The organism is Kitasatospora aureofaciens (assembly GCF_001188955.3).
GTDB lineage: Bacteria > Actinomycetota > Actinomycetes > Streptomycetales > Streptomycetaceae > Kitasatospora > Kitasatospora aureofaciens.
This window is the reverse complement of the sequence record NZ_JPRF03000017.1, coordinates 115,525-135,931: the sequence shown is the minus strand read 5'-3', so window position 1 is coordinate 135,931 and position 20,407 is coordinate 115,525. Positions and strand designations below refer to the sequence as shown.

At 72.3% G+C, this 20,407-nt stretch carries 20 protein-coding genes and 2 tRNA genes; 15 read left to right on the top strand and 7 right to left on the bottom strand.

The window, feature by feature from the left end; genetic code table 11:
• Positions 1 to 82: 82 nt before the first annotated feature.
• The 5 genes from HS99_RS10410 (at position 83) to pyrE (ending at position 6,254) form a co-directional block, all read left to right on the top strand.
• Positions 83 to 1,243 (top strand): pyridoxal phosphate-dependent aminotransferase, encoded by a 1,161-nt coding sequence (locus HS99_RS10410; protein WP_030552056.1) that lies wholly within the window; start codon positions 83 to 85, stop codon positions 1,241 to 1,243.
• A 637-nt stretch (positions 1,244 to 1,880) separates the two neighbouring features.
• A complete protein-coding gene (locus HS99_RS10405; protein ID WP_030278359.1) occupies positions 1,881 to 2,408 on the top strand; it encodes a DUF2617 family protein in 528 nt (175 codons plus the stop codon).
• Between the two features lie 154 nt (positions 2,409 to 2,562).
• Positions 2,563 to 4,224, top strand: a complete 1,662-nt coding sequence (locus HS99_RS10400; protein ID WP_370863235.1) for a polyamine aminopropyltransferase — start codon at positions 2,563 to 2,565, stop codon at positions 4,222 to 4,224.
• A gap of 317 nt (positions 4,225 to 4,541) precedes the next feature.
• Positions 4,542 to 5,615: an SRPBCC family protein gene (locus tag HS99_RS10395; RefSeq protein WP_107050770.1), complete on the top strand. Its 1,074-nt coding sequence runs from the start codon at positions 4,542 to 4,544 to the stop codon at positions 5,613 to 5,615.
• Between the two features lie 102 nt (positions 5,616 to 5,717).
• On the top strand, positions 5,718 to 6,254 hold the full coding sequence (gene pyrE / locus HS99_RS10390) for an orotate phosphoribosyltransferase (protein WP_030278352.1): 537 nt from the start codon (positions 5,718 to 5,720) through the stop codon (positions 6,252 to 6,254).
• 124 nt (positions 6,255 to 6,378) lie between these two features.
• Here pyrE and HS99_RS10385 read toward each other — a convergent pair whose 3' ends face one another.
• A complete protein-coding gene (locus HS99_RS10385) occupies positions 6,379 to 7,113 on the bottom strand; it encodes a DedA family protein (RefSeq protein WP_030552059.1) in 735 nt (244 codons plus the stop codon).
• Between the two features lie 341 nt (positions 7,114 to 7,454).
• Between HS99_RS10385 and fbaA the strand changes: the two genes are divergently transcribed.
• Positions 7,455 to 8,477, top strand: coding sequence for a class II fructose-bisphosphate aldolase (fbaA, locus tag HS99_RS10380; protein ID WP_030278348.1), 1,023 nt, complete (start codon positions 7,455 to 7,457; stop codon positions 8,475 to 8,477).
• Positions 8,478 to 8,610: 133 nt separating this feature from the next.
• Here the strand turns inward: fbaA and HS99_RS10375 are convergent, their stop codons facing one another.
• Positions 8,611 to 9,030 carry a DUF3151 domain-containing protein gene (locus HS99_RS10375; protein WP_030278347.1) on the bottom strand — a complete coding sequence of 140 codons (420 nt, stop codon included), beginning with the start codon at positions 9,028 to 9,030 and terminating at the stop codon, positions 8,611 to 8,613.
• Positions 9,031 to 9,315: 285 nt separating this feature from the next.
• On the opposite strand from HS99_RS10375, the gene HS99_RS10370 reads away from it, so the two are divergent.
• Both HS99_RS10370 and HS99_RS44745 read left to right on the top strand, forming a co-directional pair.
• Positions 9,316 to 10,110, top strand: coding sequence for a DUF3152 domain-containing protein (locus HS99_RS10370; RefSeq protein WP_078866957.1), 795 nt, complete (start codon positions 9,316 to 9,318; stop codon positions 10,108 to 10,110).
• 42 nt (positions 10,111 to 10,152) lie between these two features.
• The gene (locus tag HS99_RS44745) at positions 10,153 to 10,293 is read left to right on the top strand and encodes a hypothetical protein (RefSeq protein ID WP_157846548.1); all 141 of its coding nucleotides are present in this window, start codon (positions 10,153 to 10,155) and stop codon (positions 10,291 to 10,293) included.
• On the opposite strand, the gene HS99_RS10365 is transcribed toward HS99_RS44745, so the two are convergent.
• The 4 genes from HS99_RS10365 to purS all read right to left on the bottom strand — a co-directional run bounded on the left by HS99_RS10365 (position 10,290) and on the right by purS (position 14,375).
• Positions 10,290 to 11,102: a maleylpyruvate isomerase family mycothiol-dependent enzyme gene (locus HS99_RS10365; RefSeq protein ID WP_030552060.1), complete on the bottom strand. Its 813-nt coding sequence runs from the start codon at positions 11,100 to 11,102 to the stop codon at positions 10,290 to 10,292. The genes HS99_RS44745 and HS99_RS10365 overlap by 4 nt on opposite strands.
• 65 nt (positions 11,103 to 11,167) lie before the next feature.
• The gene (gene purL / locus HS99_RS10360) at positions 11,168 to 13,423 is read right to left on the bottom strand and encodes a phosphoribosylformylglycinamidine synthase subunit PurL (RefSeq protein ID WP_030278340.1); all 2,256 of its coding nucleotides are present in this window, start codon (positions 13,421 to 13,423) and stop codon (positions 11,168 to 11,170) included.
• On the bottom strand, positions 13,423 to 14,124 hold the full coding sequence (purQ, locus tag HS99_RS10355; protein WP_030278338.1) for a phosphoribosylformylglycinamidine synthase subunit PurQ: 702 nt from the start codon (positions 14,122 to 14,124) through the stop codon (positions 13,423 to 13,425). Before purQ ends, purL begins: the two co-directional genes overlap by 1 nt.
• The gene (gene purS, locus HS99_RS10350) at positions 14,121 to 14,375 is read right to left on the bottom strand and encodes a phosphoribosylformylglycinamidine synthase subunit PurS (protein WP_030278336.1); all 255 of its coding nucleotides are present in this window, start codon (positions 14,373 to 14,375) and stop codon (positions 14,121 to 14,123) included. Before purS ends, purQ begins: the two co-directional genes overlap by 4 nt.
• Positions 14,376 to 14,843: 468 nt before the next feature.
• Between purS and HS99_RS10345 the strand changes: the two genes are divergently transcribed.
• From HS99_RS10345 to HS99_RS10315, 7 genes are all read left to right on the top strand, one after another.
• Positions 14,844 to 15,161 carry a histone-like nucleoid-structuring protein Lsr2 gene (locus HS99_RS10345; protein WP_030056585.1) on the top strand — a complete coding sequence of 106 codons (318 nt, stop codon included), beginning with the start codon at positions 14,844 to 14,846 and terminating at the stop codon, positions 15,159 to 15,161.
• Positions 15,162 to 15,302: 141 nt separating this feature from the next.
• Positions 15,303 to 15,375, top strand: a tRNA-Gly gene (locus HS99_RS10340).
• Between the two features lie 40 nt (positions 15,376 to 15,415).
• A tRNA-Gly gene (locus tag HS99_RS10335) sits at positions 15,416 to 15,491 on the top strand.
• A gap of 161 nt (positions 15,492 to 15,652) precedes the next feature.
• Positions 15,653 to 16,660, top strand: a complete 1,008-nt coding sequence (locus HS99_RS10330) for an ABC transporter ATP-binding protein (protein WP_030552061.1) — start codon at positions 15,653 to 15,655, stop codon at positions 16,658 to 16,660.
• A complete protein-coding gene (locus HS99_RS10325; RefSeq protein ID WP_030278333.1) occupies positions 16,657 to 17,493 on the top strand; it encodes an ABC transporter permease in 837 nt (278 codons plus the stop codon). The genes HS99_RS10330 and HS99_RS10325 overlap by 4 nt, the downstream gene beginning before the upstream one ends.
• Positions 17,494 to 17,591: 98 nt before the next feature.
• Positions 17,592 to 18,821 carry a sensor histidine kinase gene (locus HS99_RS10320; RefSeq protein ID WP_030552062.1) on the top strand — a complete coding sequence of 410 codons (1,230 nt, stop codon included), beginning with the start codon at positions 17,592 to 17,594 and terminating at the stop codon, positions 18,819 to 18,821.
• Positions 18,822 to 18,834: 13 nt separating this feature from the next.
• Positions 18,835 to 19,458: a response regulator transcription factor gene (locus HS99_RS10315; protein ID WP_030552063.1), complete on the top strand. Its 624-nt coding sequence runs from the start codon at positions 18,835 to 18,837 to the stop codon at positions 19,456 to 19,458.
• A gap of 23 nt (positions 19,459 to 19,481) precedes the next feature.
• Here the strand turns inward: HS99_RS10315 and HS99_RS10310 are convergent, their stop codons facing one another.
• The gene (locus HS99_RS10310; RefSeq protein WP_030278326.1) at positions 19,482 to 20,381 is read right to left on the bottom strand and encodes a phosphoribosylaminoimidazolesuccinocarboxamide synthase; all 900 of its coding nucleotides are present in this window, start codon (positions 20,379 to 20,381) and stop codon (positions 19,482 to 19,484) included.
• Positions 20,382 to 20,407 lie beyond the last annotated feature (26 nt).

The window sequence follows — 20,407 nt, the reverse complement described above, 5'->3', positions numbered from 1 at the left end:
CGTCCGGGCGGCCGGGCCGTCCTTGTCCCCGGCCCCCGGCTGCCCCAGGATGGCCCTGACGACGAGCCGTGAGGAGCCACCGATGGGTACCAGGCCGCTGCTGAACCGCCGACTGGCCGGGATGGGCACGACGATCTTCGCCGAGATGTCCGCCCTGGCCACGGCCACCGGCTCGATCAACCTCGGCCAGGGCTTCCCGGACACCGACGGCCCCGAGGAGGTCCGCGAGGCCGCCGTACGCGCCCTGCGCGAGGGCCGCGGCAACCAGTACCCGCCCGGCCCCGGCATCCCCGAACTGCGGCACGCCATCGCCGAGCACCAGCAGCGCTTCCACGGCCTGACCTACGACCCGGACACCGAGGTCCTGGTCACCGCCGGCGCCACCGAGGCCATCGCCGCCGCCCTGCTCGCCCTGCTGGAGCCCGGCGACGAGGTGATCGCCCTGGAGCCCTTCTACGACTCCTACGCCGCCTGCATCGCCATGGCCGGCGCCACCCGCCGCCCGCTCACCCTCCGGGCCCCGCACTTCCGCCCCGACCTGGACGAGCTGCGCGCCCTGATCACACCGCGCACCCGGTTGCTGCTGATCAACACCCCGCACAACCCCACCGGTACCGTCCTCGCCCCCGGGGAACTGGCCGCGATCGCCGCCCTCGCCGTCGAGCACGACCTGCTGGTGATCACCGACGAGGTCTACGAACACCTGGTCTTCGGCGCCACCCACCACCCGCTCGCCGCCCTCCCCGGCATGCGCGAGCGCACCGTCACCATCTCCTCCGCCGGCAAGACCTTCTCCTTCACCGGCTGGAAGGTCGGCTGGGTCACCGCGAGCCCCGCGCTGGTCTCCGCCGTCCGCACCGCCAAGCAGTACCTGACCTACGTCAGCGCCGGGCCCTTCCAGTACGCCGTCGCCGAAGCCCTCCGACTGCCCGACGACTACTTCCGCACCCTGCGCACCGACCTGCTCCGCAAGCGCGACCTGCTGCTCGACGGGCTCACCGCGGCCGGGTTCCGCGCCTTCACCCCCGAGGGCACCTACTTCATCACCACCGACATCACCCCGCTCGGCGAGAAGGACGGCATCGACTTCTGCCGCTCCCTGCCGGAACGCTGCGGCGTGGTCGCCATCCCCAACGCCGTCTTCTACGACAACACCGACGCGGGCCGCAGCCTCGTCCGCTTCACCTTCTGCAAGAAGGACGAGGTGCTGACCGAAGCGGTTACCCGCCTCCAACGGCTCTGAGGGGCGACCGCTGCGGCAAGTGCCTTACAAGCGACCGCACTTGGCGGTGCGGCCGCCTTCCGCGGGGCCGCGCTAGCCCAGCCGGGGCGGGTTTGTGCAGAGGGGCCGGGGGCTTCTGGAGCGGGTTGCGCGTCTACGGCGCTGGCGGAGGTTTCGCGCGCCCCCTCGAACGGGGGGGTCATGGTTCCGACGCCAGTTCTGATCAATACTCAACTCCCATGAGCGACATGCTTCTTTACTGCCAGTGAGGCAAATTCGGCGACCCGTCGGGCACGTCCGGCCGTCCTCCACGCCTGCGCGTGGCGGGCTGCGGCGCGTGGAGCGCGCGAAGAGTGCACAACCAGCGCGCACGGCGCACAGGCCGGTGACAGGGGCGCGCGCTGTGCAAAGTCGCACACCGGGTCGATCAGAGCCGGGAAGCAGGGGTGCTCGAAACGGTGAATGCTTCACAAAGTTGGGTAAATCCCCGACGGGCCCGGCGTATTCATGCTTCTCTGCTGCTGAATCTCCAGCCGGAATCCTTCCTTCCACGGTCGGCCGCGCCCAGGGCCGCACAGCCACGAACAGCCTCGCCATCGCCTAGGCCTACTCGCTGCTGCTCGGCGGGCGCGCACGGAGCTGAAACGCGGAGCCGAGCATGCTCACCACACTGCAGACCTCCTACACGGACACCCGCGCCGGTGACCTGGCCTGGTGCCTCGGCGGCGACCCGCTGCCCGCTCTCGCCGTCCGCGACCTGAGACTCGACGGCGGCCGCCCCGGCGCCTCCGGCACCCTCCAGCTGCGGCTGCTGGGCGCCTCGCACCAGGTGGTGATCTCGGCCGGCCCCGGCGACTGCCTGGAGACCGTCGCCTGCCTGCCCGGCCGCCGCACCCCGCTGCCCGCCCGGGTGGCCAAACAGGTCGGCGGCTGGGAGTACGAGTTCGCCGCCCGGATCGAGGCGCTGCCGCCGCACGACTTCGCGGCCCGCGCCCAGGAGCTGCTGGCCCTGGTCGAGGGCCATCCGCGCGGCCTCGCCGGGGTCTTCCCGGGCGACCCGAGCGCCTTCACCGCACTCGTCACCCAGGGCGGCCCTGACCGGCTGCTCTGGCGGACCTGGCACGCCTACCCGCAGGAGGGGCAGCTGGTCTGCACCCGATCCTCGCTGGTGGTGTCGGGGCCATGAGGGCCGACGAGCTGGGCGGGACCGTCTGCCCGGCCATACGCTACCCAGCACAAGCCGATGAATCGCACGCAGGAACGATTCGTCAATCGGACGGCACTCACTGTCCGTCGGATGGGCGCAGCTATCCGTCCCGCACGTCCCCTAGCGTTTGTTCGTGATCAACCATCCGGCCGGTCCGCCCGCACACCCGCAAGTGGACCTCGACGACGGCACCCCACCCCTGCCCGGGCGAAGCCTCATCCCCCTGCCCGCCCGCCGTCGCTCCCGGCTGCGCTCCCGCCCCCGGCTCGCCCGGCTCGCCGTCCTGCTGGCCGCGTTCGTCTGCGCGGCCTGCGGACTCGTCTACGAGCTCGAACTCGTGGCGCTCGGCGACTACCTCCTCGGGGACACCGTCACCCAAACGTCCGTCGTACTGTCCGTCATGGTGTTCGCGATGGGCCTCGGCTCACTGCTCGCCAAGCGGCTCACCCGCCGCCCCGCGACCGCCTTCGCCCTGGTCGAATGCGCCCTCGCGCTCACCGGCGGGCTCTCCGTCCTCGCCCTCTACTCCTGCTGGGCCTGGATCGGCCGCTACCAGGCCGCGATGGTCGGCCTCACCTGCCTCATCGGCATCCTCATCGGCGCCGAGATCCCGCTGCTGATGACCCTCATCCAACGGATCCGACGCGAGGACGCCGGACGCGCGGTCGCCGACCTGTTCGCCGCCGACTACGTGGGCGCGCTGATCGGCGGCCTCGCCTTCCCCTTCCTGATGCTCCCCCGGCTCGGCCCCGGCGACGGCGCGCTGCTCACCGGCGCGGTCAACGCCGTCGCCGGGGCCGCCGTGGTGCTCTGGCTCTTTCGCGAGGAACCCGCCCCCCGGATACGACGGCTGCTCTGGGGCGGCTGCACCCTCGTCCTCGCCGTGCTCGCGGCCGCCGCCGTGGGCTCCGACCGCATCGAACACGCCGCCCGGCACGCCCTCTACGGCGACCAGGTCCGCTACGCCACCCGCAGCCGGTACCAGGAGATCGTGCTCACCGGCCCCGCCGACGGCCCGCTCCGGCTCTACCTCGACGGACGGCTCGCGGTCTGCGGGCCCGACGAGTACCGGGGCAGCGAGGCGCTCGTCCACCCCGCCCTGGCCGCCGGGCCCGACTCCCGGGTCCTGCTGCTCGGCGGCGGCGACGGCCTCGCCCTGCGGGAGGTACTGCGGCACCGCGGCGTCCGCTCCGTCCGGCTGGTCGACGCCGACCCGGCCCTCCCCCGGCTCGCCGGCACCGACCCCGGGCTCGCCACCCTCAACGGCCACTCCCTGGACGACCCCCGGGTCCGTACCACCGCCGCCGACCCGATGGCCTGGCTGCGCAGCGCGCCCGCCGAGGAGTACGACGTGGTGCTCGCCGACCTGCCCGCGCCCTCCGACGGCGGGCCGGTCAAGTTCCACTCCGAGGAGTTCTACGGCCTCGCCGCCCGGCTGCTCGCCCCCGACGGCCGGATCGCCGTCCGCGGCGGAGAAGGCGGGAGCGGGGGTGCGGACGGGGACGCGGGCGGAAGCGGCCTGTGGCAGATCGAGGCGGGGCTGCGGGCCGCCGGACTGCGGACCACCCCGTACGCCGTCCAGGGCAGCGCGAGGGCAACCTGCCGCCCGGGCCCGCCGGACGCCACGCAGGACTTCCTGCTCGCCGCCGCCACCCCGCCCCCGCTCGCCCTCGCCGACGACGCCCCACCGCCACGCGCCCTCACCCCGGACACCCTCCGCAGCTCCACCATCCGCCTCACCACCCTCCGCCCGCCCCGCCCCCCGGCCCCGCTCACGCTCCTCGGGCCCCGCTGACGGGAGGAGGCGGGGGTGAAGGGGGCCGCCCCGACGGGAGGAGGCGGCAAGCAGGGAGCGAAGGCGGGGAGAAGACCACCCGGACGGGACGGCCCGGCGAGCAGCAGGCCAGGAGGAAGGCCACCCCGGCAGCGCGGTTCGGCGGGCGGAAGCGCCGGGAAGCGGGCCGCGCCGACGGAGAAGGGCGGCGGGCGCAGGCCGAGGGGGATGAGGGCCACGGTGGCGAGCCGGGCGGAGGGTGGTGAGGCGGGTGGTGACGGAAAGTCGGGCGGTGGTGGGTAGGGACCGGGCGGGGCCCAGTCGGTAGGCTCCGTGGCATGGAGCATGAGGTTGTCGTCCCGATGTCCGCAGAGCTGGTGCGGCAGGCCTTGCAGGATCCGGCGCTGCTGGCGCGGAGCGTGCCCGGGCTGAGCACCGAGCCGGCCGCGGTCGGGGCCGGGCCGGCCGAGGAGATCGGCGGGCGACTGAAGCTGCGGATCGGCGGCTCCACGATCACCTTCAAGGGCGTGCTGTCGCTGATCGAGGGCCGCAACGGGGTGCTCACCGTGCTCGCCGAGGGTCAGGAGGCCCGGGGCAGCGGTGAGGCGACCGCCACCGTACGGGTGAGCGTCACGGACGGCACCGAGGACGGCACCGCGGCCGTTCGTTTCACGGGCGATCTGAGCGCCACCGGCCGGCTGGCCGAGTTCGACGCCGAGACCCTCGACGCCGCCGGTCGCCGTCTGCTGGACCGCTTCGCCACCGCGCTCACCTCCCCGGACGCCCCCGACGCCCTGGACGCCCCGGAGGAGGGCGACGAGGAACTCACGGACGGGACCGGCGACGAGGGCCCGGACGACGCCGCAGCCGAGACCGGCACCGACGCCGAGATCGTCTTCATCGAGGAGCTTCAGGACCAGCCCGGCGACGACCTGGACGACGACCTCTCCGACCTGATCGCCTTCTCCGACGCCGACGCCGAGCGCTTCGGCCTCCCCACCGGCTCGTCCGACGACGACGCGGACGAGGAGGACGACGTCGACGACCACGACGACTCGGCCGACGCCGCCGGGAACGCCGGTGACGGCCCCCAGGACGGGGTCGCCGAGGAACTCCCCGCCGAGCCGCTGTTCGCCTACGAGGACGAGCCGGAGCTCACCGGCCCGGTGCGCCGCAGCATCGTCGGCCGCTCGGCCGAGGAGGTGGACCACGCCCCGCCGCGCGGCCGCTACGCCCCGGCGCTGCCGGCCCGCAGCGCGCGGGCCCGGGCGGCGTCCCGCTGGGGCGGCGAGGCCGGCGGCATCGTGGTGCCGGGCACGGGCGGTCGCAGTGCGGTGCCGTGGGTGATCGGTGGCTCGGTGGCCCTGCTGGGCGGGGCCGTGGTGCTGGTCAGGGCGCTGCGCCGCCGCTAGGACGTGTCCGGCCGCGTGGGTGCGCTTCACGGGCTGCCGGGGCGTGGCCCCGGCGGCGCCCCGCAGGCGGGAGGCCGAGGGCGGGGCCTAGACTGAACGCTCATGAGCAACGACCGCGACGCCCTGCTGGCACAGATCAAGGACAAGGCCGTCGTGCACGGCAAGGTCACCCTTTCCTCCGGCAAGGAGGCCGACTACTACGTCGACCTTCGCCGGATCACGCTGGACGGCGAGGCCGCCCCGCTGGTCGGCCGGGTGATGCTGGACGCGACCTCGCACCTGGAGTACGACGCCGTCGGCGGTCTGACCCTGGGTGCCGACCCGGTGGCCACCTCGATGCTGCACGCCGCCGCCGCGCGCGGGCAGAAGCTGGACGCCTTCGTGGTCCGCAAGACCGGCAAGGCGCACGGTCTGCAGCGCCGGATCGAGGGCCCGGAGGTGAAGGGCCGCCGGGTGCTGGCGGTCGAGGACACCTCCACCACCGGTGGCTCGGTGCTGCAGGCCGTCGAGGCGCTGCGTGAGGCGGGCGCCGACGTCGTCGGGGTCGCGGTGATCGTCGAGCGCGGTGGCGCGGGCGCCGTCGAGGAGCAGGGCCTGCCGTACGTGACCGCGTACACCCTGGACGACCTGGGCCTCTGACCGTACGGCCCCGGCCGATACGGCTCCCCGGACAAGACGAAGGGCCGGGTCCTGTTTCACGTGAAACCACGTGGAACGGGACCCGGCCCTCGAAGCATCCGCAGCGAGGCCGTGAACGGGGACCTCAGCCGCGCCGGTGCCGCCCGCTGCCGCTGCCGCTGCCGCTGCCCTGCATGGCGTCCGCGGCGGGGACCTCGACGAGGCCGGCCTTCTTCTTGCGGCGCTCGCGCACGACCTCGACCAGGATCGGCGAGATCGACAGCAGCACGATCAGCAGCACCGCCGGGATCAGGTACTTGTCGATCACCGGGGCGAGCGCGTCGCCGAAGAAGTAGCCGATCAGCAGCATGGACTCGGTCCAGAGCACGCCGCCGACGACGTTCCACACGAAGAAGGTCCTGGCGGGCATCTCCAGGGTGCCGGCGACCGGGTTCAGGAAAGTGCGGATGATCGGCATGAAGCGGGCCAGCACCACGGCCTTGCCGGAGCCGAACTTGTTGAAGTACTCCTCCGCCTTGACCACGTATTCGCGGCGGAAGATCTTCGACTCGGGCTTGTCGAACATCTTCGGCCCGACCTTGGCCCCGATCAGGTGTCCCAGCTGGGCACCGGCGATCGCCGCGACGGGGCAGCCGGTGAGCAGGACGGCGATCGGCAGCTTGGCGCCGTCTCCGAGCACCGAGGAGGCGGCGTTCGAGGCGGCGACACCTCCGATGATCAGCAGCGAGTCGCCCGGGAAGAAGAAGCCGACCAGCAGGCCGGTCTCCGCGAAGATGATCGCGATCAGCCCTATGGCGCCGAGGGACGAGATCAGGGATTTGGCGTCGAGCAGGTTGACGGCCAGCTGGTTGTAGTCCACGGGCGCAGGATAGCGGGCGTACCTTTCCGATGACTTCCGGCCGAGCCCAGCGGGTCGGGTCCCGGTCCGCCGTCGACTTCCGGCCGAGCCTCCCCGGGCGACGTCCCGACTGGCGGGCTCCTGCTGACCTGCGGGCACGAGTCTGGGAAGATGGCCCAGGCGTCCGGTCCGCGGCGGCCCACCACCCTCATGGCCGTACCGCGGAGGTCGCCTCGAACCTTGGTGCCGGAGAGCCACACCGCAGCGCCGCGCGTCGGCGGGCCGGCACGGAGTCGTCACGAAGGCGTACACAGCGTCGGACAGCACCGTCCGTACGCCGCAACCCGACAGGAGCGGATCGCATGCCCATCGCAACTCCCGAGGTCTACAACGAGATGCTCGACCGGGCCAAGGCGGGCAAGTTCGCCTACCCGGCCATCAACGTCACCTCGTCGCAGACCCTGCACGCCGCGCTGCGCGGTTTCGCCGAGGCCGAGAGCGACGGCATCATCCAGATCTCGACCGGTGGCGCGGAGTTCCTGGGCGGCCAGCACAACAAGGACATGGTGACCGGCGCGGTCGCGCTCGCCGAGTTCGCCCACATCGTCGCCGCCAAGTACGACATCACCGTCGCACTGCACACCGACCACTGCCCGAAGGACAAGCTGGACGGCTACGTGCGCCCGCTGCTGGCGATCTCCGCCGAGCGCGTGGCCAAGGGCGAGAACCCGCTGTTCCAGTCGCACATGTGGGACGGCTCGGCCGAGACCCTCGCCGACAACCTGTCCATCGCCCAGGAGCTGCTGGCCCAGGCCGCCGCCGCCAAGATCATCCTCGAGGTCGAGATCACCCCGACCGGTGGCGAGGAGGACGGCGTCTCGCACGAGATCAACGACGAGCTGTACACCACCGTCAACGACGCCGTGCGCACCGCCGAGGCCCTGGGCCTGGGCGAGAAGGGCCGCTACCTGCTGGCCGCCTCCTTCGGCAACGTGCACGGCGTGTACAAGCCGGGCAACGTCGTGCTGAAGCCGGAGCTGCTGCGCGAGCTGCAGGACGCGATCGGCAAGCAGTACGGCAAGACCGACCCGTTCGACTTCGTCTTCCACGGCGGCTCGGGCTCCACCGCCGAGGAGATCGCCACCGCGCTGGAGAACGGCGTCGTGAAGATGAACCTGGACACCGACACCCAGTACGCCTTCACCCGCCCGGTGGCCGGCCACATGTTCGCCAACTACGACGGCGTGCTGAAGGTCGACGGCGAGGTCGGCAAGAAGAACACCTACGACCCGCGCACCTGGGGCAAGCTGGCCGAGGCCGGCATGGCCGCCCGCGTGGTCGAGGCCGCCGAGCAGCTGCGTTCGGCCGGCAAGCGCCTGAAGTGAGCCCGCTGACGCGCGCGTGACGACGATCGCGCGTGACAACGGTCGTGCCCCCGGCGGTCTCCCGCCGGGGGCACGGTCATGTCCGGATGGTTCCCGGTCCGGACGGTTCGCGGTCCGGACGGTTCCGTGGTCCCTACTGCTTGAGCTCCGCGTACGCCTCCGCGCTGCTGTCCTGCAGGAACTGCCAGCAGCGCGCCTCCTCCTCCGTCTCCTTGATCGCGCCGGCCGCCCGGGCGAGCGCCGCGAGGCAGCGCAGGAAGCCGCGGTTGCCGCGGTGGTCCCACGGCACCGGCCCGTGGCCCTTCCAGCCGCTGCGCCGCAGCTGGTCGAGGCCGCGGTGGTAGCCGGTACGGGCGTAGGCGTAGGACTCGACGTAGCGGCCCGCCGCGTAGGCGTCGTCGGCGAGCATGGCCCAGGCGAGGCAGAAGGCCGGGAAGTCGGCGGCCACCTGGGTCGGTGAGGCCGACTCCTCCGCCAGCATCCGGTAGGGCTGCTCGTCCTCCGGCAGGAACGTCGGATCGGGGCCGTCGAGAAGATTCTTGTGAATCGCCATGCAGTGCAGTCTGCCACCCCGGGCCCGGGGTCAATCGCAGTGCGGTGATCGTCGCCCCTCGCGGGGTGCTCGGTGCCGGACGGTGACCGCGATCCTGCCGACCTGGGCCGTCGATCGGCTGAAGTCGTCCGGAGCTGCATACCAGGTATGTAGACATTCACCCGTTCGCATGCCAGGGTGTCGCTCGTGCCCGCAGCCAGATCCGCCCGCAGGCGAGCCGCTCCACCGGAGAACGCTCGCAGCGCCCGTCGCCGCCGCAGGTCACGTCGCCGGATCGGCCCTGGCATGCTCACGGCACTGGTTGCCTCCGTACTGCTGCTGGGCGTCGCCGCCTTCGCGCTGAACCGCCCCTCGGACGCCCCGGCCCCCGCCGCGACCGCCCAGGCCCGGGTCGCCCCGCCCGGCGAGCAGTCACCCGGCACGGCACCGGCGACGCCGACGCCCACCGGCACCCCCACCCCGACCGCGCCCCCGACGACGGCCCCCACGCCCACGCCCACCGCGCCCGATCCGGGCCCCACCAAGGGCTCCGGCACCTTCAGCACCGCCCCCGCCAGCGCCAAGGCCGTCGGCCGCGGCACCGTGCGCCGCTACCGGGTCGAGGTCGAGGACGGCATCGGCATCGACGCCGCCTCCGCCGCCGCGCAGATCCACGGCATCCTCGGCGACCGCCGCGGCTGGACCAACGACCACAAGAACGGCTTCCAGTTGGTGGCCGGCGGCTCGTACGACTTCACCGTCAAGATCGCCTCCCCGGCCACCGTGGACAAGATCTGCGGCGCCTCCGGGCTGGACACCCACGGCGAGGTCAACTGCAACGTCGGCAACCAGGTGCTCGTCAACTCCAAGCGCTGGAACACCGGTTCGCCGCAGTTCAGCGGCCCGATCGACGAGTACCGGGCACTGATCGTCAACCACGAGGTCGGCCACCGGATCGGCCACGGACACGAGACCTGCCCCGGCCCCGGCAAGCCCGCGCCCGCCATGATGCAGCAGATCTACGGCCTCAAGGGCTGCACGCCGAACGCCTGGCCGTACTCGGCGGACGGCACCTACCTGAGCGGCCCGGCCGTGCCGTAGCCGTGCCGCAGCCGTCCCGGAGCGCAACGGAGTTGAGACCTGGTGCTGGTGCTCGACCAGAACACCACCGGCGGGCAGGCGGCCCAGGACCCGGCCCTGGCCGGCGAACCGCTGCGCAAGGCCGCCGAAGCCCTGGCCGGGCAGCTCAAGGGCTGGTCGGCCGGCTCACGGACCAGCCGCTAGCCCAGGACCGGCAGGTACTCCCCCAGGTCGCTGCGCTCCCCCGAGGCGGCCACCGCGTGGTCCGCCACCGCCGCCGCCCAGGGCATCCGGCCGGTGGCCAGCCGGATCCAGGTCAGCGGGTCGGTCTCGACCACGTTCGGCGGGGTGCCCCGGGTGTGCTTGGGCCCCGGGACGGCCTGGACGACCGCGTACGGCGGGATCCGCAGCTCGACCGCGCCGCCGGGCACCCGGTCGGCGAAGGCGTCGGCCAGCATCCGGGTGACGGCGGCGAGGGCCTGGCGGTCGTGCGGGAAGGTGTCCAGGCCCAGCGCGTCGGCCAGGTCGTCGGCGTGCACCACGGCCTCGACCAGCCTGGTCACCAGGTAGTCGGTCAGGAGCATCCGCCGACCGACCACGACGGCGGTCGGCTCCCGCTCCGCCCCGGCAGGCCGGTCGAGCACGGCCCGTACGGCGTCGAGCGACCGGTCGAACGCGGCGGCCACCTCCGCGGGCGGGCCGGCGAACCCGGTCGCCGCGTGCTCCGTCACCGCGCTGTCGACGGCCGCGGCCATCGTCCCGCTCAACTCCGCGTAGCCGGCCAGCGAGAGCACCGGCCCGTCCGGTGCCGGGGTGCCCACCGCGGCGGCCAGGTGGCCCAGCGCCAGGCTCAGGTGCGTCAGCAACTCCCGGACCCGCCAGGTGCCGAGCCGGGTCGGCCGCTCCAACTGGTCGGCCGTGAGGCCGTGGACGACGGCACGGAGCGACTCGCTCTGGGCGGCCAGCGCGGCGCGGACCTTCTGCGGCTGGTACGTACGGGACTTGGGAGGCATGGGGCCCAACATACGACGGGGGCGGACGGTTCCAACGGAACCGTCCGCCCCCCGGAGCGGGCCGGTCAGGCCAGCAGGGCCTCGATGACGCCGGTGTGGGCGTCCTTCAGCTCGGCCAGCGAGACGGTGAACTGCCCCTGGACGTCCAGGGCGTCGCCGTCCACGACACCGATCCGGGTGGCCGGCAGGCCACGCGCGGTGCACATGTCGTTGAAGCGGAGCTCCTCGCTGCGCGGCACCGCCACGACGGCGCGGCCGGCCGACTCCGAGAACAGGAACACGAACGGGTCCGTGCCCTCGGGCACGACGATCCGCGCGCCGTGGCCGCCCTTGAGGCAGCTCTCCACGAGCGCCTGGCCGAGGCCGCCGTCGGACAGGTCGTGCGCGGCGTCGATCATGCCGTCGCGGGAGGCCGAGATGAGGATCTCGCCGAGCAGCCGCTCGCGCTCCAGGTCCACCTTGGGCGGCAGGCCGCCGAGGTGGTCGTGGACGACCTGCGACCAGGCCGAGCCGCCGAGCTCGTCCGCCGTGTCGCCGAGCAGGTAGAGCAGCTGCCCCTCCTCGGCGAAGGCGACCGGGGTGCGCCGGGTGACGTCGTCGATGACGCCGAGCACCGCGACCACCGGGGTCGGGTGGATGGCGACCTCGCCGGTCTGGTTGTAGAGCGAGACGTTGCCGCCGGTGACCGGGGTGCCGAGCACCAGGCAGGCGTCGGCCAGGCCGCGGGTCGCCTCGGCGAACTGCCACATCACGTCCGGGTCCTCGGGGGAGCCGAAGTTGAGGCAGTCGGAGACGGCGAGCGGCTTGGCGCCGCCGGCCGCGACGTTGCGGTACGCCTCGGCCAGGGCCAGCTGGGCGCCGGTGTACGGGTCCAGCTTGGCGTAGCGGCCGTTGCCGTCGGTGGCGACCGAGACGCCGAGGTTGGTCTCGTCGTCGATCCGGATCATGCCCGAGTCTTCGCCGTGCGAGAGCACGGTGTTGCCGAGCACGTAGCGGTCGTACTGGTCGGTGATCCAGGACTTGGAGGCCTGGTTCGGGTGGCTCGCGACCTTCAGCAGGTCGGCCTTGAGGCCCTCGCCGGTGGTCGGGCGGGCCAGCCGCTCGGCGGTGGGGGCGTCGGCCTGCAGCGCGTCCTGCCAGCTCGGGCGGGCGTAGGGGCGCTGGTAGGTCGGGCCCTCGTGGGCGACGGTGCGCGGGGGCACGTCCACCACGAGCTCGCCGTGCCAGAAGATCTCCAGGCGCTCGCCGTCGGTGACCTCACCGATGACGTTGGCGATGACGTCCCACTTCTCGCAGATCTCCAGGAAGCGGGCGACCTTGTCGGGCTCGACGATCGCGCACATGCGCTCCTGCGACTCGCTCATGAGGATCTCCTCCGGCGAGAGCGTGTGGTCGCGCAGGTGCACCGTGTCGAGGTCGATCCGCATGCCGCCGGAGCCGGCCGAGGCCAGCTCGCTGGTGGCGCAGGACAGACCGGCGCCGCCGAGGTCCTGGATGCCCTTGACGAGCTTCTCCCGGAAGATCTCCAGGGTGCACTCGATCAGGAGCTTCTCCTGGAACGGGTCGCCGACCTGGACGGCCGGGCGCTTGGTCGGCTTGGTGTCGTCGAAGGTCTCGGAGGCCAGCACCGAGACTCCGCCGATGCCGTCGCCGCCGGTGCGGGCGCCGTACAGGATGACCTTGTTGCCGGCGCCGGAGGCCTGCGCGAGGTGGATGTCCTCGTGCTTCATGACCCCCACGCACAGCGCGTTGACCAGCGGGTTGCCCTGGTAGCAGGAGTCGAAGACGACCTCGCCGCCGATGTTCGGCAGGCCCAGGCAGTTGCCGTAGCCGCCGATGCCCGCGACGATGCCGGGCAGCACGCGCCGGGTGTCCGGGTGGTCGGCCGCACCGAAGCGCAGCGGGTCCATCACGGCGACCGGACGGGCGCCCATCGCCAGGATGTCGCGCACGATGCCGCCGATACCGGTGGCCGCGCCCTGGTAGGGCTCGATGTACGACGGGTGGTTGTGCGACTCGACCTTGAAGGTCACCGCGTAGCCCTGGCCGACGTCGACCACACCGGCGTTCTCGCCGATGCCGACGAGCATCGCGTCCGAATCGGGCTTCTTCTCGCCGAACTGCTTCAGGTGGACCTTGCTGCTCTTGTACGAACAGTGCTCGGACCACATGACCGAGTACATCGCGAGTTCGGCGCCGGTCGGGCGGCGGCCGAGAATCTCCCGGATGCGCGCGTACTCGTCCTCCTTGAGGCCGAGCTCGGCCCACGGCTGGGCGGCGTCCGGGGTCTGCTCGGCGTTCTTGACGGTGTCGAGGCTCATCAGGCGTTCACCAGCTGCTTCAGTACGGAAGTGAAGAAGCCCAGGCCCTCGGTGGTCGGACCGGTGAGCGGCTCCACGGCGTGCTCCGGGTGCGGCATCAGGCCGACGACATTGCCGGCGGCGTTGGTGATGCCGGCGATGTCGCGGTACGAACCGTTCGGGTTGCCGTACCCGTCAGCGGCGTTGCCGCCGGCCAGGTACCGGGCCACGACCCGGCCCTCCGCCTCCAGTTCGTCCAGGACGTGAGCGTCCGCGACGAAGCGGCCCTCGCCGTTCTTCAGCGGGACGACGATTTCCTGGCCCGCCGAGTAATCCCCGGTCCAGGCCGTCTCCGCGTTCTCGATGCGCAGCTTCTGGTCGCGGCAGACGAAGTGCAGCGAGTCGTTCCGGGTGAGCGCGCCGGGCAGCAGGTGGGATTCGCACAGCACCTGGAAGCCGTTGCAGATACCCAGGACCGGCATTCCGAGCTTGGCCTGCTCGATGACGGTCTCCATCACCGGCGAGAAGCGGGAGATCGCGCCGCAGCGCAGATAGTCGCCGTAACTGAATCCGCCGGGCAGGACGACGGCGTCGACCTGGTGGAGATCCTTGTCACGGTGCCAGAGGGCGACCGGCTCCGCGCCGGCCAGGCGGACCGCGCGCTGGGCGTCGCGGTCGTCGAGCGAGCCGGGGAAAGTGACGACGCCGATGCGGGTGGTCACTTCGCCGCCTCCTCGACGCGGACGGTGAAGTCCTCGATCACGGTGTTGGCGAGAAAGGTCTCGGCGGCTTCACGGATACGGGCGAGCGCGGCGTCGTCGACCGGGCCCTCCAGCTCCAGCTCGAAACGCTTGCCCTGGCGGACGTCGGCGATCCCGGTGAATCCGAGACGGGGCAGTGCACGCTGCACCGCCTGTCCCTGGGGGTCGAGGATCTCCGGCTTGAGCATGACGTCGACTACGACGCGTGCCACTGGCACTCCCGGTGGTGTCTTCGGTGAGGCGGGGGAACTCCAGACTACCGGCCGTTCGGGGGAGGATTGCTGGCCGGGGAGAGTGACGCGCGTAGACCCAGGACCCTTACGCCACAAGGGATCCAGCGCCCCCACCCCCCGCCCGGACCGGCCCGTTTCCGGGGATTCGCGGCCCCGAAGGGGAACCCCCGGAGAACACCCGAATACGGCACTTGGGGACAGAACCGCCCGTCCCGCGCATCGGTATCCGGCAGTCCCGCGAAGACTCGTGAATATCCGGAAAAGAATGCCGGACTCTTCGATTTCGACCCCCTTCGGGTGCAGAATAGGGCCACCTGTCGCGGCAAGTGCTGCGTATCCGGCGGGCCACCAGGCCTGCCCGTGTGCGCTTGCGCGAGTTGGTGCACATCAGGCCACGGGGCACACTCCGTGAACCGGCGGCCGAATTGCCCGAGAGGATTGACACCCATGGCTCAGCGTGTAGTTGTCACGCTCTCCGACGACCTGGACGGCGGCGCCGCCGCAGAAACCGTCCACTTCGGCGTCGACGGGAAGTCGTACGAGATCGACCTGTCCGTGGACAACGCGGAAAAGCTGCGGGAGGCCCTCGCCCCGTTCGTCGCGGCCGGCCGGCGCCAGAGCCGTACCGGAAAGTCCTTCCGCCGCACCGCGCTCACCCCGGACCCGGCCGCCGTGCGCGCCTGGGCCCTGTCGCGCGGCATGGAACTGCCGGCCCGCGGCCGGATCCCCAAGCACGTGTACGAGGCCTTCGCCGAGGCGAACTGACCCCGTCGGGGCCCCGCCCCGGTCGCCCCGCCCGCCCGGACCGAAAGGGTGGGGCGACCACCCCGAACGATGCTGTAGAGTATTCCTCGTCGCCGCAACGGAGAGATCCGAAGAGGCGGCGGGTGCCCCACCAGGCACCATGCGGACGTGGCTCAGTTGGTAGAGCATCACCTTGCCAAGGTGAGGGTCGCGAGTTCGAATCTCGTCGTCCGCTCGCAGTGCGCGAGCACAGCACAACTCAATAGTTTGACCATGCGGACGTGGCTCAGTTGGTAGAGCATCACCTTGCCAAGGTGAGGGTCGCGAGTTCGAATCTCGTCGTCCGCTCCAGAGCGAAGGCCCCCTCGATCGAGGGGGCCTTCGACGTATTCCGGCTTCCCCCATTCCCCCTTCCCCCCATGACATTTGTCATCGCCGACCCGTGGATCCGCACTGCCGACCCGTGACGGCGCGCACTGCCCCCGGGCCCGGGGCGGCGGAAGGCTGGGGGCATGGAAACGAGCAAGCCCGGCCGCCCCGGCGACAGCGTGATCGAGGTCACCGACCTGCACCGCCACTACGGCACCGGCGCCACCGAGTACCACGCCGTCCGCGGCGTCGACCTCACCGTCGGCCGCGGCGAGCTGTTCGCCCTGCTCGGCACCAACGGCGCCGGCAAGACCTCCACCCTGGAGGTCATCGAAGGACTGGCCGCACCCAGCGGCGGCACCGTCCGGGTGCTCGGCCACGACCCCTTCGAGGAGCGCGCCACCGTCCGGCCGCGGATCGGCGTCATGCTCCAGGAGGGCGGCTTCCCCGGCGAGCTCACCGCCGCCGAGACCGGCCGCGCCTGGGCCGGGGTGACCAGCGGCGCCCGCCCGGTCGCGGAGGCCCTGGAGCTGGTCGGCCTCGGCCACCGGGCCGGCGTCCGGGTCAAGCAGCTGTCCGGCGGCGAACGGCGCCGGCTCGACCTCGCGATGGCCCTGCTCGGCCGCCCCGAGGTGCTCTTCCTGGACGAGCCCAGCACCGGCCTCGACCCGGAGGCCCGGACCGCCGTCTGGCGGCTGGTCCGCGAGCTGCGCGCCCAGGGCACCACGGTGCTGCTCACCACCCACTACCTGGAGGAGGCCGAGGAGCTCGCCGACCGGCTGGCCATCATGCACGGCGGCCGGGTCGTCACCACCGGCACCGTCGCCGAGGTGATCGCCGGACGGCCCTCCCGGATCACCTTCGAGCTCCCGGAGTTCACCGGGGCCGCACTGCCCGTCCTGCCCGGCGCCGAGGTCACCGTCGACGGCCGCAAGGTCACCGTGCAGAGCACCGGCCTCCAGGACACCCTGACCGACCTGCTCGGCTGGGCCCGGCACCACGGGATCGCACTCGGCGCCCTGGACGCCCGCAGCGCCTCGCTCGAGGAGGCCTTCCTCGCCATCGCCTCCGAGGCCGCCCACCAGGCCCCGCCGCAGACCCCCGCCGCCGCCCGTCCCGCCCGCCGCCGCCTGATCGGATCCGCCCGATGACCACCGCCGCTCCCGCCCCCGCCACCGTCACCGGCCCGCAGAGCACCACCGCCGGCCGGCTGCTCGCCCTCGGGCGGGCCGAGGCCACCCTGCTGCTGCGCAACCGCGCCGCGCTGTTCACCGCCGTGGTGCTGCCGGTGGTGCTGATCAGCACCCTCCACGGGCTGCTCAAGAAGCAGTCCGAGGACAACCCCGGGCTGGACGTCCACTCGCTGCTGGTCTACGGCTCGGTCGGGATGGTCCTGGCCTTCGTCGTGTACTACAACCTGACCGCCGCGTACGTGGGGCGGCGCGGCGAGCTGGTGCTCAAGCGGCTGCGCACCGGCGAGGCCAGGGACCTGGAGATCCTGCTCGGCACCGCCGTCCCCTCGCTCGTCCTCGGGCTGTTCATGGCCGCCCTGATCGGGATCGGCGGCAGCCTCGGCCTGCACCTGGCCGTCCCGGTCAACCCGGTGTTGATGCTGGTCGGCCTGCTGATGCTGCTGGCCACCATGATCGCCCTGGCCGCGCTGTCCAGTGCCTTCACCAAGACCGTGGAGAGCGCGGGCATCACCACCCTGCCCGTCATGCTGGTGATGCAGTTCGGCTCCGGCCTGTACTTCCCGCTGGAGGTCATGCCCTCACAGCTGGCCGACGTCTGCCGCCTGCTGCCGACCACCCCGGCCTTCCAGCTGATCCGGGTCGGCTGGTTCGGCACCGACGGCTCCGCCGCCGCGACCGACTTCCTCGGCAGCTGGGGCGCCGCCGCCCCGCACCTGGTCACCGGCGCCGTCTGGCTCGGCCTGGCGGTCTGGGGCGCGGTGCGCTACTTCCGCTGGGAGCCGCGCCGCTGACCGCAGTGGAAAGGAATCCGAAGGACCGCCCCCGCTTCGACCTCTGATATGAAGGCGGAAAGCATGATCATGGTCGAATGGGGGCGGAAGAATTGGGAATGCGGTCACCGCTGCGCAACTGGCGGCGTCTCAGCAAGCCGCAGCGCACCGAGTACTACCTCCGCTGGTCCCTCTACCTGATGGCCGTGTTCCTCATGCCCGGAGTGCTCTTCGCCATCGGCACCGGCAGCGGAGCGGCCGGACACTCCTCCGCGGTCCAGGTGTCCCTCCTGATCGGCCTTGCCACCACCCTGGTGCTGCTGCGGACCTTCCGGGTGACCCTCGACCACTACCTGCGGCGGCCCGCCGAGCACCGACGCTGGATCGTCCTCACCGTCGGTCTGGTGGTGGCCGGTTCCTGGGCGGTCATGCTGGTGGGACCGGCCGGCGACATGACGGCGAAGCCGGTGCAGTTCCCGTTCACCGCGCTCGTCGCCGGCTACCTGCTGATCTTCGGCTTCTGCCCGGTGTGCGTGGGACTGCCCCCGCGCTGGTCCGCCCCCGCCGGACTCGGCATGGTGGTGGCGGTCGTCCCGGCCATGGTGCTGGCCGGGGTCGGCGCGGCCACGGCCACCGGATTCCTGATGGTCATGACGGTCGCCATGGCCTTCCTCGGGGCCAGCTGCCGCAGCTTCGCCTGGCTCACCGCCATCGTCTGGGAACTGGACGCCGCCCGTGAGGCGCAGTCCCGGCTGGCCGTCGCCGAGGAACGGCTGCGCTTCTCCCGCGACCTGCACGACGTGATGGGCCGCAACCTCACCACCATCGCGCTGAAGAGCGAGCTCGCCGTCCAGCTCGCCCGGCGCGGACGCCCGGAGGCGGCCGAGCAGATGGCCGAGGTGCAGAAGATCGCCCAGGAGTCGCAGCGCGAGGTCCGGGACGTCATCCGTGGCTACCGCACCGCCGACCTGCACGCCGAGGCGATCGGTGCCCGGGCGGTGCTGCGTGCCGCCGACATCCACTGCGACATCGACCTCGGTGAGGAGCCCGACCGGCTGCCACCGCAGGTGCAGTCGGTGCTCGGCTGGGTGATCCGCGAGTCCACCACCAATGTGCTGCGGCACAGCGAGGCCGCCCGCTGCCTGATCCGGCTGCGGCAGGAGGACGGCCGGGCGGTGCTGGAGCTGGAGAACGACGGGGTGCCCGCCGTACCGCTCCCCTCCCAGGGCGGCGGCACCGGGCTGCACGGCCTGCGCGAGCGGCTGGCCGCCCACGACGGGGAGCTGACCGTCCCGACCACCGCACCCGGTACCTTCCGGATGCTCGCCACCGTCCCGCTGCCGGGCTGAGAGAGGCCTTCCGATGACCGAGAACACCGCGCCCGTCCGCGTCCTGCTCGCCGACGACGAGCACCTGATCCGCGGTGCGCTGGCCGCGCTGCTCTCCCTGGAGGACGACATCGAGGTGGTCGCCCAGGCCGGATCCGGCCCCGAGGCGCTGGCGATGGCCCGGGCCCAGCGGCCGGACATCGCGGTGCTGGACCTGCAGATGCCCGGCCAGGACGGCATCGAGGTGGCCACCGAGCTGCGCCGGCTGCTGCCGGACTGCCGCTGCATGATCGTCACCGGCCACGGCCGCCCCGGCTACCTCAAGCGGGCGCTGGAGGTCGGGGTCCGGGGCTTCCTGCCGAAGACCGTCTCGGCGGCCGACCTGGCCGGCATCATCCGCACCGTGCGCTCCGGCGGCCGGTACGTGGACCCGGAGCTGGCGGCGGACGCGATCAGCGCCGGGGAGACCCCGCTGACCCCGCGCGAGACGGACGTCCTGGAGCTGGCCGCGGACGGCACCCCGATCGCGGAGATCGCCGAACGGGCCGCGCTCTCCCAGGGCACCGTGCGCAACTACCTGTCCTCGGCGGCCACCAAGCTGGGCGCGGAGAACCGGCACGCGGCGGTGCGGATCGCCCGCGAGCACGGGTGGATCTAGCTCACGGGCGTCACGCGTGCGGCTCAGACCCAGCTGGTGCCGGTCAGCCGCTCGTACACCTCGATGTACTTGGCGCGGGTCTGCTCGACCACCTCGGCCGGCAGCTCCGGCGGCGGCTGCTCGCTGTAGCGGTCCCAGCCGGAGGCAGGGGAGACCAGCCAGTCGCGGATCAGCTGCTTGTCGAAGGAGGCCTGCGAGCGGCCCGGGTGGTACTCGTCCGCCGGCCAGTAGCGGGAGGAGTCCGGGGTGAGCACCTCGTCGCCGATCACCAGCTCGCCGTCCAGCAGGCCGAACTCGAACTTGGTGTCGGCCAGGATGATGCCGCGGTCGCGGGCGATGTCCCGGGCCCGGGCGTAGACGTCCAGGGTGGTGCGGCGCACCTGGGCGGCCAGCTCGGCCCCGATCCGGCGGGCGGTCTCCTCGTAGGGGACGTTCTCGTCGTGCTCGCCGACCTCGGCCTTGAGGGCCGGGGTGTAGATCGGGGCGGGCAGCTCGGAGCTGTTCTCCAGGCCCTCCGGCAGGGCGATGCCGCAGACCGTGCGGCTCTCCCGGTACTCGGTCAGGCCGGAGCCGGCCAGGTACCCGCGGGCGACCGCCTCGACCGGGATCATGTCCAGGCTCTTGCAGATCAGCGTGCGGCCCTTCCAGTCGGCGGGGGCGCCGGCCGGGACCTCGGTGGAGATCACGTGGTTGGGGACGATGTCGGCGATCCGCTCGAACCACCACAGCGAGAGCTGGGTGAGCACCCGGCCCTTGTCCGGGATCTCGTTCGGAAGCACCCAGTCGTGGGCGGACATCCGGTCGCTGGCGACCATCACCAGCTCGCCCGTTCCGGTGCGGTACAGGTCGCGCACCTTGCCGGTGTGCAGGTGGACCAGGCCGGGTACCTGTACCGGCTCGGGCTTGGTGACAAATCCGCTCAAGGTGTCTCAGTCCTCAGGGGTCGTTC

Bases quoted from the DNA above. Each gene is read 5' to 3' on its own strand.
- HS99_RS10330 (WP_030552061.1), top strand. From the start codon at position 15,653: ATGGAAACGAGCAAGCCCGGCCGCCCCGGCGACAGCGTGATCGAGGTC.
- purL (WP_030278340.1), bottom strand. From the start codon at position 13,423: ATGAGCCTCGACACCGTCAAGAACGCCGAGCAGACCCCGGACGCCGCC.
- fbaA (WP_030278348.1), top strand. From the start codon at position 7,455: ATGCCCATCGCAACTCCCGAGGTCTACAACGAGATGCTCGACCGGGCC.
- HS99_RS10325 (WP_030278333.1), top strand. From the start codon at position 16,657: ATGACCACCGCCGCTCCCGCCCCCGCCACCGTCACCGGCCCGCAGAGC.
- HS99_RS10375 (WP_030278347.1), bottom strand. From the start codon at position 9,030: ATGGCGATTCACAAGAATCTTCTCGACGGCCCCGATCCGACGTTCCTG.
- HS99_RS10395 (WP_107050770.1), top strand. From the start codon at position 4,542: ATGGAGCATGAGGTTGTCGTCCCGATGTCCGCAGAGCTGGTGCGGCAG.
- HS99_RS10410 (WP_030552056.1), top strand. From the start codon at position 83: ATGGGTACCAGGCCGCTGCTGAACCGCCGACTGGCCGGGATGGGCACG.
- HS99_RS10320 (WP_030552062.1), top strand. From the start codon at position 17,592: ATGCGGTCACCGCTGCGCAACTGGCGGCGTCTCAGCAAGCCGCAGCGC.
- HS99_RS10365 (WP_030552060.1), bottom strand. From the start codon at position 11,102: ATGCCTCCCAAGTCCCGTACGTACCAGCCGCAGAAGGTCCGCGCCGCG.
- HS99_RS10315 (WP_030552063.1), top strand. From the start codon at position 18,835: ATGACCGAGAACACCGCGCCCGTCCGCGTCCTGCTCGCCGACGACGAG.
- HS99_RS10405 (WP_030278359.1), top strand. From the start codon at position 1,881: ATGCTCACCACACTGCAGACCTCCTACACGGACACCCGCGCCGGTGAC.
- HS99_RS10345 (WP_030056585.1), top strand. From the start codon at position 14,844: ATGGCTCAGCGTGTAGTTGTCACGCTCTCCGACGACCTGGACGGCGGC.
- pyrE (WP_030278352.1), top strand. From the start codon at position 5,718: ATGAGCAACGACCGCGACGCCCTGCTGGCACAGATCAAGGACAAGGCC.
- HS99_RS10370 (WP_078866957.1), top strand. From the start codon at position 9,316: ATGCTCACGGCACTGGTTGCCTCCGTACTGCTGCTGGGCGTCGCCGCC.